Here is a 16,679-nt window from a genome sequence, read left to right as displayed (position 1 = left end):
GTGTCCTGCGATATCGATTGCGCCGCGTATTTCTTTGTCGGGGCGGGCGCTCGTGATTATCATTATCCGTTCATTGCTGTTCAATGCAGCGCTTTATCTCAACACCATCATCCAGATGATCGTGCTGGCACCGGTTTATTTTTTCATGCCGCGCAAGAAGGCATGGATCGTCCCGAAAAACTGGGCCCGATCCAATCTCTGGCTCCAGAAAACGATTGCCGGAACCGATTATGTCATAGATGGATTGGAGAACATTCCCGAGGGCGCCTATATCTGCGCGCCCAAGCACCAGTCCTTTTGGGACACCTATGCCTTCCTGCCCAAGCTTGACGACCCGGTGCTGATCCTCAAGCGGGAGCTGATGTGGATTCCGCTTTTCGGCTGGTATGTCGCCAAGATGCGGATGATCCCCATCGACAGAGGCAGCCGCGCCGCCGCGCTGCGTTCGATCACGCTTGGCACGCGCAAGGCCGTTGCCGACGGCCGGCAGATCCTGATTTACCCCGAAGGCACCCGCCGCGCCCCCGGCGCGCCGCCCCAATATAAGAGCGGCATCACCCATCTTTATGCCGATCTCGGCCTGCCCGTGGTGCCCATCGCACACAATGCCGGCCTCTACTGGCCGCGCCGCAAGTTCCTGCGTTATCCCGGCACAATTCGCTGCCGCGTGCTGCCTCCCATCGAGCCCGGACTCGACAAGGAAACCTTCCTGAAGCGCCTGATTGAAGTGACGGAAGCCGCCTGCGACGAACTTCTGATCGAGGCGGCGAAGGATGAGAACCCGCCGCCCATGCCGCCGACGACCATCCAGCGGTTAAAGGAATTAGGCGTCGAGCTGCCGGAAAATCACTAGGAAACCGGGCTGGGAAGCAGCGCCGCCACGTTTTCCAGCCCGTGATCTCGGATGCCCATCTTGCGCAAATGATCGACCGTGCTCACCACATAATCGACATTGGCCCCTGACTGGCCCCAGGCCCCCGCGACGATCTCCGCCGCCTCCGCCGCGAGAAGCGCACCGGCATATTGCCGGTGGCGCCGGTCGGCCACATAGGTCAGCGCCTCCACCAAACGCCCGTCATTTAGGCGCACGGGAAGGCGCTTTTCAAAGTAGACATGGCTGATAAGCTCGCGGGCGCGCAAATAAGGAAGCACCTCATCGGCAAGTTCGCCGGGCACACGGAAGGCAAGGCCAAGGCAGGAGCCGCCCCGGTCAAGCCCCAGCACGAGGCCCGGACGCTCCGGCGTACCGCGATGGGTATGGGAACGAATGCAGAGCGCCCTTCGATAGCCCCGAAGATGGGCGCGCGCCGTCTCAACATGGGCAAAACCCGGCCTCCACATCAGGGAGCCATAGCCAAACACCCAAAAATCGCTCATATCCATTCTTATGCTCGGCATCCGGCGAGTGCTGAAGACAACGCTAAGTGAATAATGAGGCTTTCTTTATGCCGTCAAGCGTTTCGCAGACAAGAAAAAGCAAAGGCTGGCTGTTGCTGGCGGGCGCGCTGTTCATCGGCGCCGCCGGCTATACGGCAGGCTGGTTCTATGCCGCCGGACAGATCGAGGCCCGCGCCGAGGCCGATCTCGCCAGGCTTTCCGCCAGGGGCATTTCCGCCAATTGTGAGAATCTCCACACGTCAGGCTATCCGCTGCGCCTCGATGTCGTCTGCGACAGCATTTCCTGGCAGCGCCCCACAGCCGGCATTTCCTTCCTCGCCGGGCGCATCCAATCCGGCTCGCCGATCTATGCGCCCCGCAGCCTGACGAGCGAAATCACCAGCCCCGCTTTTGTAAGCGTCCCCGGCCTGATGCCGCTGGAACTTCGCTGGAACAAGCTGACGTCGAGCGCCGAGCTCATCCGCCCCATCCCGTCGCGCGTGGCCACCGATGCCAAGGATTTGAGCATCAGCATTCGCAACGAGACCACGAGTACGACACCGCTCGCGCGAGTCGCCAACATGCATTTCGAGGCAAGCGGCTTTAAAGGCCCGCTGCAGACGAATGCTACCTTCAATGGGCTGACGCTTTCCGAGGCTGCCATCGGCGACACGGCCCTGCCGCCGCTTTCAGGCTCCGCAGATGTGGTCTTTGCCGATGCAGCAAGCATCCTCGCCTCACGGCCGGGGCCGGTCGAGGAACGGCTGCGCGGGCAATCCGGCGAAATCAGGAAAGCCGTGATTTCGCTTCCCTCGGGTGGATCGCTGACTCTTTCCGGCCCGTTCTCGGTTGACGATGAAGGCCTCATCAACGGCACGTTCCGCCTCAGCCTCGTCAATCCGCAGGCGCTGGGTGAGACGGCGCAGGCCCTTTTCCCCGATCAGCGGCGCAACATCTCGACTCTGCTTTTCGCGCTCTCGGCCATGCCCAAGGACGAAAACGGCGCGCCGACCCTCACCGTCAATGTCAAGGACGGCAAGGCGACGGCAGGCTTCATCCCACTAGGTACGATCCCGGCCCTTTGACGCAGCGGCCTGACGGCCGAAATCCGGTGCGTCCACTTCCTGCCCCGCCTCGATAATGCCGCGGCGCACGGCACGCGTGCGCGTGAAAAGATCGAACAGGCCATCCGCATCGCCCCAGCGGATCATGCGCTGCAATGAGGCGAGATCTTCCGAGAAGCGACCCAGCATTTCGAGGATCGCATCCTTGTTGTGAAGGCAGATATCGCGCCACATCGTCGGATCGGACGAGGCAAGGCGGGTGAAATCGCGAAAACCGGAAGCGGAATACTTAATCACTTCCGACTTCGTGACTTTCTCCACATCGCTTGCCGTGCCGACAATGTTGTAGGCGATGAGATGCGGCAGATGCGAGACGATGGCGAGCACCTGGTCGTGATGCTGCGGGTCCATCCGGTCCACTCGCGAGCCACACGCCTCCCAGAAGGCGGAGAGCCTGGCGATGGCCTCTTCGTCGGCGTCCGGCAGAGGGGTGAGGATGCACCAGCGCCCGGTGAAAAGCTCGGCAAAGCCCGCGTCCGGTCCGGAATATTCGGTGCCGGCAATCGGATGGCCGGGAATGAAGTGGACATTGTCAGGCAGTTCCGGCTGCATCTGCGCGATGACCGACCCCTTGGTGGAGCCGACATCACTGACGATGGCGCCCTCTTTGAGGCTACCGGCAATCTGCTTAGCCACCAGCCCTGAAGATCCTACCGGAACCGACACGACCACCAGATCGGCGTTTTTCACGGCTTCTGCATTATCCGTCGTGTAGCTGTCGCCAAGACCCAGCTCCTCCGCCCGGTCAAGCGTTTCCGCGCTGCGGGTGGCGATAGCGATGTGGCCTGCCAGCCCCTCGCGGCGGATCACCCGCGCCAGCGAGGAACCGATGAGGCCGATACCAACAAGCGCGATCTTCTCAAAATGAATGTCCAGCATGGCTTTACTTCAAAAATTCGGCGAGAGCGGCAACGACGCCGCGATTGGCCTCTTCCGGGCCGACGGTCAAGCGCAGCGCGTTGGGGAACCCATAGGAGGTGACCCGGCGCAGGATATAGCCCCGCTCAGTCAGATAAGCGTCTGCCTTCTCCGCCGATTTCTCCGGATTCTCGTCAGGAAAATGGATGAGCAGGAAATTGGCGACCGAGGGCGTGACCTTGAGGCCCAGCGCGGTCAATTCCTCGTGAAGCCAGGTGAGCCATTTCTCATTATAGGCGACCGATTTCTCCACATGCGCCTTGTCCCTGATCGCGGCGACGCCAGCCGCGATGGCGGCGCTGTTCAGATTGAACGGCGCGCGCAGCCGGTCGATTGCATCGATGATATGAACAGGCGCATACATCCAGCCGATGCGCAGGCCCGGCAGGCCATAGACCTTCGAGAAGGTGCGGATCATCACGACATTCTCGCTGGACGACACCAGTTCCACCCCCGCTTCATAATCGTTGCGGCGGACATATTCGCAGTAAGCCGCGTCGAGGACGAGCAGCACATGTGTCGGCAGCCCGGCATGGAGTCGCCGCACCTCCTCGAACGGCAGATATGTTCCGGTCGGATTGTTCGGATTGGCGATGAAGACGGCCTTGGTCCGGGGTGTGACGGCAGCAAGAACCGCATCGACATCGACCCGCGCGTCCTTCTCCTTCACCGTGACAGGCGTTGCGCCCGCAGCCAGCGTCTGCACCTTATAGAGCAGGAAGCCGTGTTCGGTGATAACAGCCTCATCGCCGGGCGCGAGATAGGCTTCCGCGAGATAGCTCAGAAGCTCGCCCGATCCGTTGCCGCAAAGAATATTGGCTGGGTTAAGTCCGTTCGCTTCGGCGATTGCCGTCTTCAGGACTTTCGATTGCCCGTCCGGATAGATGCCGAGGCCCGGCTCAACCGACCGGTAGGCCTCTACGGCATGGGGGCTCGGTCCCAGCGGCGACTCATTCGCCGAGAGCTTATAGACCTTCGCCGCGCCGGGTGCGCCTGCCTTGCCGGGAACATAAGCCGCGATATCGAGGACACCGGCTTTCGGAGTGGGACGGTCGAGCGAAGTCATGGGAACGATCCTGAAAAATAGAGCGCCACAATTTGTTCGGCGTATAATCTTATCCGAAAAGTCTGCAACTTTTCGGGATCATGCTTTAGCCCATCGCTTCCATTGACGCAAAGGGGCAGGAGGCCTAAAAGGTTTCTGGAATGTGTGGTGATTTGGCCGGCCGGCTTGCAGCCACGTTAAACAACTTGCTAAAGTGGCCGATGGATACATGAATCCATTGGGGACCGGCCGGCGCATATCGCCCGCCGGTCTTTTTGTTTGGAGTAATGTGATGCCGATCAAGATACCCGATGAGCTTCCCGCCCGCGAAGTGCTGGTGCGTGAGGGCGTCTCCGTGATGGACGAGCGCACCGCGCTGCGCCAGGACATCCGCCCCCTGCAGATCGGGCTCTTGAACCTCATGCCGAACAAGATCCGCACGGAAACACAGTTCGCCCGGCTGATTGGAGCTTCGCCGCTGCAGGTGGAACTGACGCTGGTGCGCATCGGCAACCACAAGGCCAAGAACACGCCCGAAGAGCATCTCATCACCTTCTACCAGACCTGGGAGGAGATCGCGGACCGCAAATTCGACGGCTTCATCGTCACCGGCGCGCCGGTTGAGCTGCTGCCCTTCGAGGACGTCACCTATTGGGACGAGCTCACGCGCATTTTCGAATGGACGACTACCAATGTCCATTCCTCCTTCTTCATCTGCTGGGGCGCGATGGCCGCGGCCTGGCATTTCCATCGCCTGCCGAAATACACGCTGGAAAAGAAGGCTTTCGGCGTGTTCCGGCACAGCAACAACGCGCCCGCTTCGCCCTATCTTGCCGGGTTCTCCGACGATTTCTCCATCCCCGTCTCGCGCTGGACCGAGGTGCGCGCCGGCGACATCCCGCCCGGATCGGGCCTCGATGTACTGATCGAATCGGACGAGACCGGCCCGTGCCTGATGACGGAGCCCACCGGCAACCGGCTCTATATGTTCAACCACATCGAATATGATTCCACCTCGCTCAAGGAGGAGTATGATCGCGATGTCTCCGCAGGTGTGCCGGTCGAGTTGCCGCATGAGTATTTTCCCGGCGACAATCCCCTGCATCCGCCGCTCAACCGCTGGCGCTCCCATGCGCATCTGCTCTTCGGCAATTGGATCAACCGGGTCTACCAGACCACCGAATATGACCTGGCAAAGATCGGAAGCAATCGATGAGCGTGCTGCGCCTGCTGCTCCTAAGCTTCATCCTCGCTCCCCTGATGGCACCCGCCTCCGCCGCGCAAGCCTCGCTGGCGACGCAGAAGGAAGTCAACGCCTTTCATCTCACCGATGATTTCCTTACCCGGATGGAAGCGGTGCAGACGGAACTGCAAACGCTCAATCTGGCGGCGCAGGACGAGGAAGCGCCCACCGGACCGGTAACGCTCGACTCGCTCACCGCCGGAGTCGAAAAACGGCCCGATGTGATGGCGGTCCTCTCGAAGCATGGGATAAAGGCGCGCGACTACATCGTCGGCTATTTCGCCCTGATGGGTAGCCTCGCCGCCGCCGAAGCGGAAAACGAGCCGCAACTGGTCGACGAACTGCGCGACGTCAACCCCCAGCACCTCGCCTTTGCAAAGCAATATAAGGCGCGGATACAGCAGCTTATCGGGAAATAGCGAATCGTGAAGAGGGGACCGAGCGCTCCTATTTTCGATTCATTTACTTACGCAGTAGCCGAAGCGCATTCATCGTCACCAGCACCGTCGCCCCGGTATCGGCAAGGATCGCTGGCCAAAGCCCGGTGATGCCGATGATCGTCGTGCCGAAGAAGACGACCTTTAGCCCGAGCGCGATGGTGATGTTCTGGCGAATATTGCGCATGGTGCGCTTGGAGAGGTCGATCATCTCCGCCACGTCGCTCACCCGTCCGTGCAAGACAGCCGCGTCCGCCGTCTCAAGCGCCACATCCGTGCCGCCTCCCATGGCGATGCCGACATCTGCGGCGGCGAGCGCTGGCGCATCGTTGATGCCGTCGCCAACCTTGGCGACAACAAGACCCTCGCGGCGCAACTCGCCGACGATCCTCTGCTTGTCCTCGGGCAAAAGCTCGGCCCGTGCCTCGATGTCTAGCTCACGCCCGATGGCCGCCGCCGTGCGCCGGTTGTCGCCGGTCAGCATTACCGTGCGGATGCCTGCCTCTTTCAGCCGCTTCAAGCCCGCCACCGCATCGGCGCGCGGCTCGTCCCGCATGGCGATAGCTCCGGCGATTTTCTTGTCGGCAACGAGCACCGACACGGTCTTGCCCTCATCGTTGCAGGTCGCAATCCGGGCAGCCAGATCGTCAGGCAGCGCCGCCAACTCCGCCGCCGCCTGCGGCGAGCCAAGGAACAGCTCCACCGCACCAGCCCGGCCCGAGACGCCCTTGCCGCCATGCGCCCTGCTTTCCGTGATAGGCAAGCGTTCCAATCCACGCGCCGCCGCCGCCGTGACGATCGCCACAGAGAGCGGATGGCTGGAACCCGCGCCGAGCGAGGCTGCATAGCGCAGCAGCTCCTTCTCGTTATTGGCGGCGGGGAATACATCCGTCACCCGCGGCTTGCCCTCGCTGAGCGTACCGGTCTTGTCGAAGCAGGCGGCATTGATCTTGCCGATAGTTTCCAGCACTGCGCCGCCCTTCATCAAGAGGCCGCGCCGCGCCCCAGAGGAAAGCGCCGCCGCAATGGCTGCCGGGGTGGAGATAACAAGCGCGCAGGGGCAGCCGATCAGCAGGATCGCAAGGCCCTTGTAAATCCATTCGTTCCAGCTCGCGCCCATGACGAGCGGTGGCAGAACCGCGACCAGCGCCGCCACCACCACGACGAGCGGCGTATAATAAGTGGAGAAGCGGTTGATGAAGCGCTCGGTCGGAGCCTTGGCCTCCTGCGCCTCCTCCACCAGACGCACAACGCGGGCGATGGTGTTGTCGCTCGCCGCTGCCGTCACTTTTACGCGCAGCACGCCATCGCCATTGATCGTGCCGGCGAAGACCTTGTCACCCACTTCCTTGGCAACAGGCGTGCTTTCACCCGTCACAGGGGCTTCATCGACGGCGCTTCTCCCGGAGAGGATATCGCCATCGGCGGGCACACGGTCTCCGGGGCGCACGGCGATCACGTCACCGACCTGCAAATCCTCCGCCGGGACTTCCCTCGTCGATCCATCGCGCTCGAGAAAAGCCGTCTTCGGTACCAGCGCGGTCAGCGATTGGATGCTCGCCCGCGCTCGTCCTGCCGCCACGCCTTCCAGCAATTCGCCCATGAGGAACAGGAAAACCACCATCGCCGCTTCCTCGGTCGCACCGATGACGAGCGCGCCGAGAGCCGCGATGGTCATCAGCATCTCAATGGAAAAGGGCGTGCCGTTGACCACCGCCATGAGGGCGCGGCGGGCAATCGGCACGAGGCTGACCAGCATTGCGGCCGTGAAGGCCCAAGGTTCGAGGGAAGGATAAAAATGGCTGAGACCATAGGCGGCAAGGAGAGAACCACCCGAAACGAACAGCATTGCCGCTTTTGGGGTCCCCCACCACGGAGATGTTCCCCCCCTTTCCGCCGGCTTTTCCCCCCTTTCATGGGCGAAGAGGGATGTCTTGTAGCCCAGCCCGGTGACCTTGGCGGCGATTTCTTCGGCCGTCGCAGTGCCATCGTGATTGACCGTCATCCTGCCTTTGGTGACTGAAACCGAGACATCGCGCACACCGGGCAGCCGGCGCACCGCTGTGTCGATCTTCGCAGCACAGGAGGCACAATCCATTCCCTCGACCGTGAAACGGAAGCTGTGGGCCGTCGCGGCGATTTCCCTGTTGTGATCGTCGTGGCCATGGTCGTCGTCATTATGATCGTGGGAACCGCTGCAGCACGAGTCATTTTCCTTCGGACTACCGCAGGCGCTTTCGCTCACATGCTGATGCTGCGGTTTGGCACGGCCATGACCGTCCGGCCCGCAACAGGTGCCACTTTCTCTATGATCATGCGGCTGAATGCGAATCTGGTTCATCATTTTGGCCCTCTTGGCATCGTCTGCAACAATGCCTACATCCTCTAGCAACTAGAGGAGCAAGAGGAAAAATGCTGGCTGAAGTTCCTATTGGCGAGGCGTCGAAAGCAAGCGGCGTGAAGGTGCCAACCATTCGCTATTATGAGCAGATCGGCCTCCTGCCCGCCCCGCCGCGCACCGAAGGCAACCGCCGCCTTTACGGCAAGCGTGAGATTGAGCGACTGGTTTTCATCCGCCACGCGCGGGATCTGGGCTTCGAGATCGACGCCATCCGCACCCTGCTCGACCTGCAGGACAGTCCCGATCAATCCTGCGAGACCGCCGACGCTATCGCGCGCGCCCGGCTCGAGGATGTGGAAATGCGCATCGGCAAGCTCCTGTCGCTAAAGACTGAGTTGCTGCGAATGCTGGAATGCACCGCCCATGGCCGGATCGATCAATGCCGGGTGATCGAAGTGCTCGGCCATCACGACGAGTGCCTGCACGCGACTCACTAAGCAGGTAGTTTACTCCGCCGGAACCGGCTCCTTGCGGCGCGACAGGATCATATCCTTTGCCGCCAATGCCGCGCCGCAGGTGATCAGCAGGCAGGCGGCGAAGATGCGCAAGCTCGGCTCTGCCGAACCGGCGAGGATCAGCACCAGCGTCGAAAGCAGCGGCGCCGCGTAGCTCGCCGCGCCCAGTACCTGGATATTGCCGCGCTTGACGCCGAAATCCCAGGCATAGAAGGCCGCACCGACCGGCAGAAGCCCCAGCCCGAGAATGGCGAGCCATTGCCCCGCCGTTTCCGGCCAGACGGTCTGTTCCAATGCGAGATGGCAGAGCAGCGAAAGGATGGCCGTGACGATGCAGAATCCTGTCACCGCATCGGTCGGCACGGCGGCGAAGCGGCGCGACAGCAGCGAATAGGCGGACCAGGTGAGCGCGCATAGGCCGGCCATGGCATAGCCGAACAGATATTTCGCCTCGAAGCCGACACCACCGCCCTTCGTGACGATCAGCGCCGTTCCGGCAAGGCCGAGCAGCGTCCCCGCCACATGATACCATCTCAGCTTCTCGCCCGGCATCAGCGCCGAGCCGACCACGATCAGCAGCGGCCAGAGATAGGCAATCAGGCTTGCCTCAACCGCCGGAGCATGGCGCAGCGCCGTGAAATAAAGGAAATGGTAGCCGAAAAGGCCGACAATCCCGAGAAGCCAGACCGCTACCGGCTGTCTCAGATGCTGCATCGCGCCGGGTCGCCAGATCCAGGAAACAAGGCCCAGGCTCGCTCCGATGGCAAAAGTCATCGCCGTCAACTGGAATGGCGGCACCGTGCCGGAGGCGGCGGTAAGCAGCGCAAGAAGCGCCCACATGACGACGGCCGAAAAACCGATAAGCGTTGCCAGCCTGACCATTTGTCCCCTCCCAACGAAAGCCCCGGCTTAGGGTGTGTTGAGATTCAGGTCAGGGCGCAGCGAAAATGGTGGTTTTCGAGAACCGGAGCGGAGTGCACTTTTCGTACATGAGCACCGGAAGCGCAGAAAACCGCCATTTGCAGACCGTCCTCACCTGAAACTCAACACACCCTAGTTTATTTTCTCAAACCGCGTTGCATAAACCGAAACCGTCCCGATCTGCGTCCCCACGCTTGCCGCGACCGGCGCATAAATACCGGAATTGCCGAGCGAAGCAAAGGCGATGCTGATCCGGCTTTTGTCCTTGAGATAATCGATGGCCTTCTTGCCCTTCTGATAGCCCGAGATGGGGATGAATCGGACCGAGCAGGTCACCGCCTCGCCCTTGAACCCTTTGGTGGAAAAGGGCTTCGTCCCGCTATGGGTCAATTGCAGATCGGCCCGGGTCTGCCCGTCGAAAATATGCAATGTGCGCCCGCAAACCTGCTGCGGGCTTGCCGCCTGTATCATCAACCCGCTCAAGGGGTCGTCCACCGATTTCAAATCGTTCGGCCCGGTCTCGACCCAAGGCTTGCGCTTCTTCACCGGCGGCGTGTTCTCGACCGAAGTGACCGAACCGCCCGAAAAAACAATCGCCGTGCGCTTGTTCTTCTTGGACATCCGGTATTTCACTTCATAGGAGGAAGGCACGATACCCCCCGCCGAAGCGCTACCCGTGACATGGATCGTCCCATCGACCTGATCGAAAACGCGCGCGATCCCCGAACTCGCAAGCGTCCCCGAAAGATCATAGGCGCCGTTATTGACCTTCGTTTCAAAGCCGGAACGCGCGATGTTCAGGCCGAAAATCGAGATTTCATAGTCCGTCCGGTAGGTCTCCGCCGCGAAGGCCGGCCCTGCGACAAACCCGAAACAAAGGCCGCAAACCGCCGCCCCCGCGCTCAATCGGCGCAAAATCCTGTTAAAAGCCGCCATTTTTCCTCAACTCGCATCGTTGTTTCAGTAAAATAAGCACCGCTGCGCGGCTTGCAATGCTTACCTTTCGATTGAGCTTGACGCGGACGGCACCTCACACTATAGAAACGCGACTTTCCCAGAAGGCCGCCTGTCCGAAATGCGCGCCCGCAAGCCACGCATCACCATATGCGTTCATGCGAGAGATTTTTTGGACATGGGAGCCTGAAAACAGAATTTGAAGGTGAGACCCATGTCCCGCGCTTGCGAATTGACCGGTAAAGCGGTCCAGTACGGCAACAATGTCAGCCACGCCAACAACAAGACGCGTCGCCGCTTCCTGCCGAATCTCTGCGATGTCACGTTGATGTCTGAAGCCCTCGGCCATAGCTACCGTCTGCGCGTTTCGGCCCATGCGCTGCGCTCGGTCGAGCATCGCGGCGGCCTCGACGCCTTCCTGACGAAGGCGGACGACAAGGAACTCTCGCAGCGCGCCCGCCTGCTGAAGCGCCAGATCGCCAAGAAGCTGGCCGAAGCTGCTGTCGCTGCTGCCTGATCTATCGCATTCCTGACCATTGAGGGCCGGCTTTTGCCGGCTCTTTGTTTTGTTCGCTGGTTCCATCACCCAGGATAAAAAAATGCCAAATCTCCGCTCGCTTGTTCCGCCCGTCCTGTCGATGTGCGCCGTCGTCGTCGCATCGAATATTCTCGTGCAATATCCGTTCAATCATTTCGGGCTGCACGAGATACTGACCTGGGGCGCGTTCATTTATCCCATTGCCTTTCTGGTCAATGACCTCACGAACCGCCGCTACGGTCCTGAAGCCGCGCGCAAGGTGGTCTATGCCGGGTTCGTGATCGGGCTTGTCATATCGGCTTGGCTGGCGACGCCCCGCATCGCCATCGCCTCAGCCAGCGCATTCCTGTTCGCGCAATTGATGGATATCACGGTCTTCAACCAGTTGCGCCAGCAGCAATGGTGGAAAGCGCCTTGGGCTGGTGCCATTTTCGGCTCCGTGTTCGATACGCTTCTTTTCTTCTCTATCGCCTTCGCCGCGCATTTCGCCTGGATCGACCGACTCACCGGCATGCCCGATTCATCGCTGGCCAATCCGGTGTCGTTCTTCGGGTTTGAGCTTCCGCTGTGGCTCTCGCTCGCCTGCGGTGACTTCGTGGTCAAGCTGGTGATGGGCACCGTGATGCTGGTGCCTTACGGCACGATCCTCGCGATCTTCCACCCGACGCTCTATTCGTCGGGACGAGCGGTTAAGGCTGCCGCAGAATAAGAAATAGCGCTTGGCGCTAAATCCATCAAGGCAAGAACCGCTCTACCGCCCCCGCGTAACCCGCCGCCCTGACTCATCGAACAGCGAGGCAAGCTGCTCGGTCATAGCGCCGGCCAGTTCCTCCGCATCGACGATGGTGACCGCCCGGCGATAATAGCGCGTCACGTCATGGCCGATGCCGATGGCGATGAGTTCTACAGGTGAGCGCGTTTCGATTTCCTCGATCACCGCGCGCAAATGGCGCTCCAGATAATTGCCCGGATTGACCGAAAGCGTCGAATCATCGACCGGCGCGCCGTCGGAAATCATCATCAGGATCTTGCGCTGCTCGGGCCTGCCGATCAGCCGCTGATGCGCCCAGATCAATGCCTCGCCGTCGATATTCTCCTTTAGCAGCCCTTCGCGCATCATCAGACCGAGATTCCGGCGGGCACGGCGCCAAGGCGCGTCGGCCCCTTTGTAGATGATGTGGCGCAGATCGTTGAGCCGGCCTGGATTGGCGGGCTTGCCGCGGCTGAGCCAGGCCTCACGCGCCTGACCGCCCTTCCATGCCCGTGTGGTGAAGCCGAGAATCTCAACCTTCACCCCGCAACGCTCCAACGTACGGGCGAGGATATCGGCGCAGGTCGCGGCGACCGTTATCGGCCGGCCGCGCATCGAGCCGGAATTGTCGATGAGCAGCGTCACCACCGTGTCGCGGAAATCCGTGTCGCGCTCCTGCTTGTAGGAAAGCGGCTGCGTCGGATCGATGACAACGCGCACCAGACGACCCGGATCGAGATAGCCTTCTTCCAGGTCGAAATCCCACGAGCGGTTCTGCTGTGCCATCAGCCGCCGCTGCAGCCGGTTGGCGAGCCGCCCTACGACGCCCTGCAGATTGGAAAGCTGCTTGTCGAGGAAGGCGCGCAGCCGGTCCAGCTCTGCCTCGTCGCAAAGCTCGCTTGCCTCGACCGTCTCGTCGAATTCCTGTGTGAAGACCTGATAGTCGATCTCGGCGGCGAAATTGGCGAAAGGCTGGCTCGGGCGGCGCGCCTCGCCGGGCGTCTCGGCGTCCACATCGTCGTCGCCATCCATTTCGTCAGCAAAACTATCCGCCGCTTCAGCTTCGCCCTGCTCGCCCTCTTCTGTCGAACTCTCGGCGTCCTCACTGTCTGCGGCGTCGGAACCGTCCTGCTCCTCGGACCCGCCTTCCTCATTGTCCTCGGGCTTGGGCGTTTCCTCGTTTTCATTGTCCTCGTCGGACGCGTCCTCGGGCTTGCCAAGGTCCTCCGCCATATCCATGGCGGCGAGCATGTCGCGCACCGCGCGGGCGAAGGCCTGCTGATCCTCCAGCTTGTCGCCCAAATATGCCAGTTTGGCGCCGGCCTTCTGCTCGATCCAGTCGCGCCATAGCTCCAGCACGTTTCCCGCCTCCGCCGGCGCGGCGCGGCCGGTGAGCTTTTCGCGCACCATCAGCGCCACCGCTTCTTCCAGCGGCGCTTCGGAGCGGTCCGTTATAGCGGGAAAATTGGCGCGGGCATATTTGTCGGCAAGCATCGAGGCAAGGTTCTGTCCGACGCCTTCCATCGTCCGCGCGCCGATGGCCTCGACGCGCGCTTGTTCCACCGCGTCGAAGATGGCGCGCGCCTGCTTGCCATCGGGCGCAAGCGTCGCGTGGATGCGCGCATTGTGACAAGCGCGCCGCAGCGCCATGGAATCGCCGAGGCCCCGCGTCACCGCCACATCATGGGCTGTCGCACGCTTCGGCAGATCGGGCAGTCGCGCGCGGTTGCCCATCAAAGCCGGGCGATCATTGCTGAAGGCGACTTCCATTTCGTTCGTGCCTGCCAGCGCCCGCACACAGCCCGTGAGCGCCCGCTTGAAAGAATCGAGCGAGGCTTCCTGGATTTGTCCGGGCTTGCGGTTCGACTGGCTCGCCATGTTTGCGCCTTCTAGTCCTTAATGCGAACGCCCGTTGAAGGGGGTGGGTTTCAGATCAGCCACATCGACGCCTTCGAGGCAGCGCAGATTGATCGCCACCATCTTCGTGCCGTCAGGCATCGTCCCGCGCGAAAACGACTCCACGCCGCAATCCTCGCAGAACAGATGCTCTATTTTCTTCGTGTTGAAGCGGTACTCGGTCAGCTTCTTCTCGCCCTTTTCCATCTCGAAATTTTCGGCTGGTGTGAAGGCGAGGATGCTGCCCCGGCGCGAGCAATAGGAACAGTTGCAGACGATCGGTTGCGACAGATCGATATCGACCTTGTAGCGCACTTCGCCGCAATGGCAGCTGCCGTGATATTGCATCGTCTTTCCCTTATGGAAAATGGCTAATTACCCGAGGACAACGTTCGCCGCCGACTCCGGCAGTTCCTTGCCAAAAACGCGCTGGTAGAACTCCGCCACGGTCGGGCGCTCCAGTTCGTCGCATTTGTTGAGGAAGGTCAGGCGGAAGGCGAGGCCGACATCCTTGAAAATATCGGCATTCTCGGCCCAGGTGATGACCGTGCGCGGACTCATGACAGTGGAAAGATCGCCATTGATGAAAGCGGCGCGCGTCATATCGGCGATCCGCACCATCTTGCCGACGATGTCGCGGCCTTCGGCATTCTGATAATGCTTGGCCTTGGCGAGAATGATCGCCACTTCATTGTCATGCGGCAGATAGTTGAGCGTGGTGACGATCGACCAGCGGTCCATCTGCGCCTGGTTGATTTGCTGCGTGCCGTGGTAGAGGCCCGTCGTGTCGCCGAGGCCCACCGTATTGGCGGTGGAGAACAGGCGGAAGGCGGGGTGCGGGCGGATGACGCGGCTCTGGTCGAGAAGCGTCAGGCGGCCGGCGGATTCCAGCACACGCTGAATAACGAACATCACATCGGGCCGTCCGGCGTCATATTCGTCGAAAACCAGCGCCACATTGTGCTGATAGGCCCAGGGCAGGATGCCGTCCTTGAACTCGGTGATCTGCATCCCGTCCTTGACGACGATGGCATCCTTGCCGACGAGATCGATACGGCTGACATGGCTGTCGAGATTGACGCGCACGCAGGGCCAGTTGAGCCGCGCGGCGACCTGCTCGATATGCGTCGATTTACCGGTGCCGTGATAGCCGGACACCATGACCCGCCGGTTGAAGGCGAAGCCCGCCAGGATGGCGAGCGTCGTCTGTCGGTCGAACAGATAGTCCGGATCGGTTTCCGGCACATAGGCATCGCCGGCGCTATAGGCCGGAGCGGTCATTTCAGTGTCGATTCCAAAGACTTCCGCTACCCTAACCGTCTTGTCCGGCAGATTGGCGATATCCCGTTCAACCTTGTTCATCATGCCTCCAGAGCGGAAATATCCGCCGCATTACGCTTATCCCAGCCGCATGATCTTGTCCGAAAGGTTTGCCGCCTTCCGGGATCATGCCCAAATGCAATCCGGGGACACTCGCGAGGCGAGCCCTTCTATTGGCCAAGATCGGCGCTTCAGCAAAACCCGGCTTGTCTAAGCAATTGATAAGCCTGGATCACATCGCGGAACCGGTCTTCGGAACCCCGGTCCCCACCATTCGCATCCGGATGATGGAGCTTTACCAGTTCCTTATAGCGCGACTTGATCTGATCGCCAGTCGAATTTGCGTCAAGTCCGAGGGTTTGAAGCGCCTTCGCCTCCAGCGCCTTGGGCTTGCGCACCTTCGGGGCTTCGGCGCGCGCCTTGGCATCGCCGAACAGGTTGAAGGGGTCGCCCATCTTATTGTGATAGGCAGCGCGGCCGGAGCGCATCTGGGCAAATTCCGGCGTTGCGCGCGCCGAGGCATTCACCCCCGCCGACCATGTCGGCCGATGGCCCGTGACGGCGTCCTTCTGGAAACGGGAGATATCGCTGTCCGAAAGGCCGGAGAAATAATTGAAGCTCTTGTTGTATTGGCGAACATGATCGATGCAGAAGTGAAAATATTCGCCTTCGCGCATGCGCCCGACCGGCGCACGGTGAGTGCCGGCGGCATCGCAGCCATCCCACTGGCACTTCGGCGCGCTCGGCTTCTTCTCCGCCTCCTTCTGGGGGCGGATACGGATGCGGTCGAAATATTTCGAGTTCGGTTTCATCGAATCAGGATTATGAGAAGATCGGTTTGCTATACAAGAATTGACATTCCACTCATGCTCACCATAGCGCCTGAGTCGCAAAATAATCGCGTTTGTCGCGCGAATTTGACTTGAACGCCTTGGCCTCACAAAAGGGGAAGTGAGCCCGCTATATGGGACGAGGAGAACGAAATGTCCATTCACGAAACCAGACAAACGATCATTGAGGCAAAACTGAGAAGCGCTTTCGCCCCTGAGTTCCTCGAAGTGATCAATGAAAGCCACCTCCACGCCGGCCACCACCATCACGGCAGCGATCACCACGGCGCGTTCGACGGCCAAGGGGAAACCCATTTCCGCGTGCGCATCGTCGCGGACGCCTTCACCGGCATGGACCGCGTCGCCCGCCACCGCGCCATCAACCTGGCTTTGAAGGAAGAACTCGAAAGCGGCGTCCACGCGCTGGCATTGGAGCCATCGGCGCCGGGCGAGAAGACGCGGCGTTAAG

Annotated in this window: 18 protein-coding genes and 1 riboswitch; of the genes, 8 read left to right on the top strand and 10 right to left on the bottom strand. The window is 61.0% G+C overall.

Annotation, left to right across the window (positions count from 1 at the left end):
- The first annotated feature begins 115 nt into the window (after nucleotides 1–115).
- Nucleotides 116–853 carry a lysophospholipid acyltransferase family protein gene (locus IEX53_RS09325; protein ID WP_373288620.1) on the top strand — a complete coding sequence of 246 codons (738 nt, stop codon included), beginning with the start codon at nucleotides 116–118 and terminating at the stop codon, nucleotides 851–853.
- Here the strand turns inward: IEX53_RS09325 and IEX53_RS09320 are convergent.
- On the bottom strand, nucleotides 850–1,377 hold the full coding sequence (locus IEX53_RS09320) for a gamma-glutamylcyclotransferase (RefSeq protein WP_236016114.1): 528 nt from the start codon (nucleotides 1,375–1,377) through the stop codon (nucleotides 850–852). The two genes, IEX53_RS09325 and IEX53_RS09320, sit on opposite strands and share 4 nt — an antisense overlap.
- Before the next feature lie 68 nt (nucleotides 1,378–1,445).
- Here IEX53_RS09320 and IEX53_RS09315 point away from each other — a divergent pair, with 68 nt between their 5' ends.
- The gene (locus IEX53_RS09315; RefSeq protein ID WP_188823720.1) at nucleotides 1,446–2,462 is read left to right on the top strand and encodes a DUF2125 domain-containing protein; all 1,017 of its coding nucleotides are present in this window, start codon (nucleotides 1,446–1,448) and stop codon (nucleotides 2,460–2,462) included.
- Here IEX53_RS09315 and IEX53_RS09310 read toward each other — a convergent pair.
- Together IEX53_RS09310 and hisC are read right to left on the bottom strand one after the other, a co-directional pair.
- Nucleotides 2,439–3,380 carry a prephenate/arogenate dehydrogenase family protein gene (locus IEX53_RS09310; protein WP_188823718.1) on the bottom strand — a complete coding sequence of 314 codons (942 nt, stop codon included), beginning with the start codon at nucleotides 3,378–3,380 and terminating at the stop codon, nucleotides 2,439–2,441. The genes IEX53_RS09315 and IEX53_RS09310 overlap by 24 nt on opposite strands.
- A 4-nt stretch (nucleotides 3,381–3,384) precedes the next feature.
- Entirely contained in the window at nucleotides 3,385–4,485 is a 1,101-nt protein-coding gene (hisC, locus tag IEX53_RS09305; RefSeq protein WP_188823716.1) for a histidinol-phosphate transaminase, read from the bottom strand.
- Between the two features lie 134 nt (nucleotides 4,486–4,619).
- A riboswitch (SAM riboswitch) is annotated at nucleotides 4,620–4,698 on the top strand.
- Between the two features lie 58 nt (nucleotides 4,699–4,756).
- On the opposite strand from hisC, the gene IEX53_RS09300 reads away from it, so the two are divergent.
- Together IEX53_RS09300 and IEX53_RS23855 are read left to right on the top strand one after the other, a co-directional pair.
- Complete coding sequence (locus tag IEX53_RS09300) at nucleotides 4,757–5,680, top strand: homoserine O-succinyltransferase (protein ID WP_188823714.1); 924 nt, start codon at nucleotides 4,757–4,759, stop codon at nucleotides 5,678–5,680.
- Nucleotides 5,677–6,126 (top strand): hypothetical protein, encoded by a 450-nt coding sequence (locus tag IEX53_RS23855; protein WP_236016113.1) that lies wholly within the window; start codon nucleotides 5,677–5,679, stop codon nucleotides 6,124–6,126. Before IEX53_RS09300 ends, IEX53_RS23855 begins: the two co-directional genes overlap by 4 nt.
- A 43-nt stretch (nucleotides 6,127–6,169) precedes the next feature.
- Here the strand turns inward: IEX53_RS23855 and IEX53_RS09290 are convergent, their stop codons facing one another.
- Entirely contained in the window at nucleotides 6,170–8,488 is a 2,319-nt protein-coding gene (locus tag IEX53_RS09290; protein WP_188823713.1) for a heavy metal translocating P-type ATPase, read from the bottom strand.
- A gap of 71 nt (nucleotides 8,489–8,559) precedes the next feature.
- On the opposite strand from IEX53_RS09290, the gene IEX53_RS09285 reads away from it, so the two are divergent.
- Entirely contained in the window at nucleotides 8,560–8,982 is a 423-nt protein-coding gene (locus IEX53_RS09285; protein ID WP_188823999.1) for a MerR family transcriptional regulator, read from the top strand.
- 9 nt (nucleotides 8,983–8,991) lie between these two features.
- Here the strand turns inward: IEX53_RS09285 and yddG are convergent, their stop codons facing one another.
- Together yddG and IEX53_RS09275 are read right to left on the bottom strand one after the other, a co-directional pair.
- Nucleotides 8,992–9,882 (bottom strand): aromatic amino acid exporter YddG, encoded by an 891-nt coding sequence (gene yddG, locus IEX53_RS09280; protein ID WP_188823711.1) that lies wholly within the window; start codon nucleotides 9,880–9,882, stop codon nucleotides 8,992–8,994.
- A 171-nt stretch (nucleotides 9,883–10,053) separates the two neighbouring features.
- Nucleotides 10,054–10,857 carry a DUF3108 domain-containing protein gene (locus tag IEX53_RS09275; protein WP_188823709.1) on the bottom strand — a complete coding sequence of 268 codons (804 nt, stop codon included), beginning with the start codon at nucleotides 10,855–10,857 and terminating at the stop codon, nucleotides 10,054–10,056.
- 232 nt (nucleotides 10,858–11,089) lie between these two features.
- Here IEX53_RS09275 and rpmB point away from each other — a divergent pair, with 232 nt between their 5' ends.
- A complete protein-coding gene (gene rpmB, locus IEX53_RS09270) occupies nucleotides 11,090–11,392 on the top strand; it encodes a 50S ribosomal protein L28 (RefSeq protein ID WP_188823707.1) in 303 nt (100 codons plus the stop codon).
- A gap of 82 nt (nucleotides 11,393–11,474) precedes the next feature.
- Nucleotides 11,475–12,122, top strand: a complete 648-nt coding sequence (locus IEX53_RS09265) for a queuosine precursor transporter (RefSeq protein WP_236016112.1) — start codon at nucleotides 11,475–11,477, stop codon at nucleotides 12,120–12,122.
- Nucleotides 12,123–12,164: 42 nt separating this feature from the next.
- Here IEX53_RS09265 and cobT read toward each other — a convergent pair whose 3' ends face one another.
- The 4 genes from cobT to IEX53_RS09245 form a co-directional block, all read right to left on the bottom strand.
- Nucleotides 12,165–14,042: a cobaltochelatase subunit CobT gene (gene cobT / locus IEX53_RS09260; RefSeq protein ID WP_188823705.1), complete on the bottom strand. Its 1,878-nt coding sequence runs from the start codon at nucleotides 14,040–14,042 to the stop codon at nucleotides 12,165–12,167.
- Between the two features lie 18 nt (nucleotides 14,043–14,060).
- A complete protein-coding gene (locus IEX53_RS09255; RefSeq protein WP_188823703.1) occupies nucleotides 14,061–14,408 on the bottom strand; it encodes a GFA family protein in 348 nt (115 codons plus the stop codon).
- Between the two features lie 27 nt (nucleotides 14,409–14,435).
- Complete coding sequence (gene cobS, locus IEX53_RS09250) at nucleotides 14,436–15,422, bottom strand: cobaltochelatase subunit CobS (RefSeq protein ID WP_188823995.1); 987 nt, start codon at nucleotides 15,420–15,422, stop codon at nucleotides 14,436–14,438.
- 149 nt (nucleotides 15,423–15,571) lie between these two features.
- Nucleotides 15,572–16,192, bottom strand: a complete 621-nt coding sequence (locus IEX53_RS09245; protein ID WP_188823701.1) for a J domain-containing protein — start codon at nucleotides 16,190–16,192, stop codon at nucleotides 15,572–15,574.
- Nucleotides 16,193–16,363: 171 nt separating this feature from the next.
- Here IEX53_RS09245 and IEX53_RS09240 point away from each other — a divergent pair, with 171 nt between their 5' ends.
- Nucleotides 16,364–16,678, top strand: coding sequence for a BolA family protein (locus IEX53_RS09240; protein ID WP_188823698.1), 315 nt, complete (start codon nucleotides 16,364–16,366; stop codon nucleotides 16,676–16,678).
- Nucleotide 16,679: the final 1 nt, after the last annotated feature.

Origin of the sequence: Paramesorhizobium endophyticum (assembly GCF_014640615.1) — a bacterium.
Taxonomy (GTDB): domain Bacteria; phylum Pseudomonadota; class Alphaproteobacteria; order Rhizobiales; family Rhizobiaceae; genus Paramesorhizobium; species Paramesorhizobium endophyticum.
Note: the sequence above shows the minus strand (reverse complement) of the source record. Positions and strands in the feature narration are given on the sequence as shown.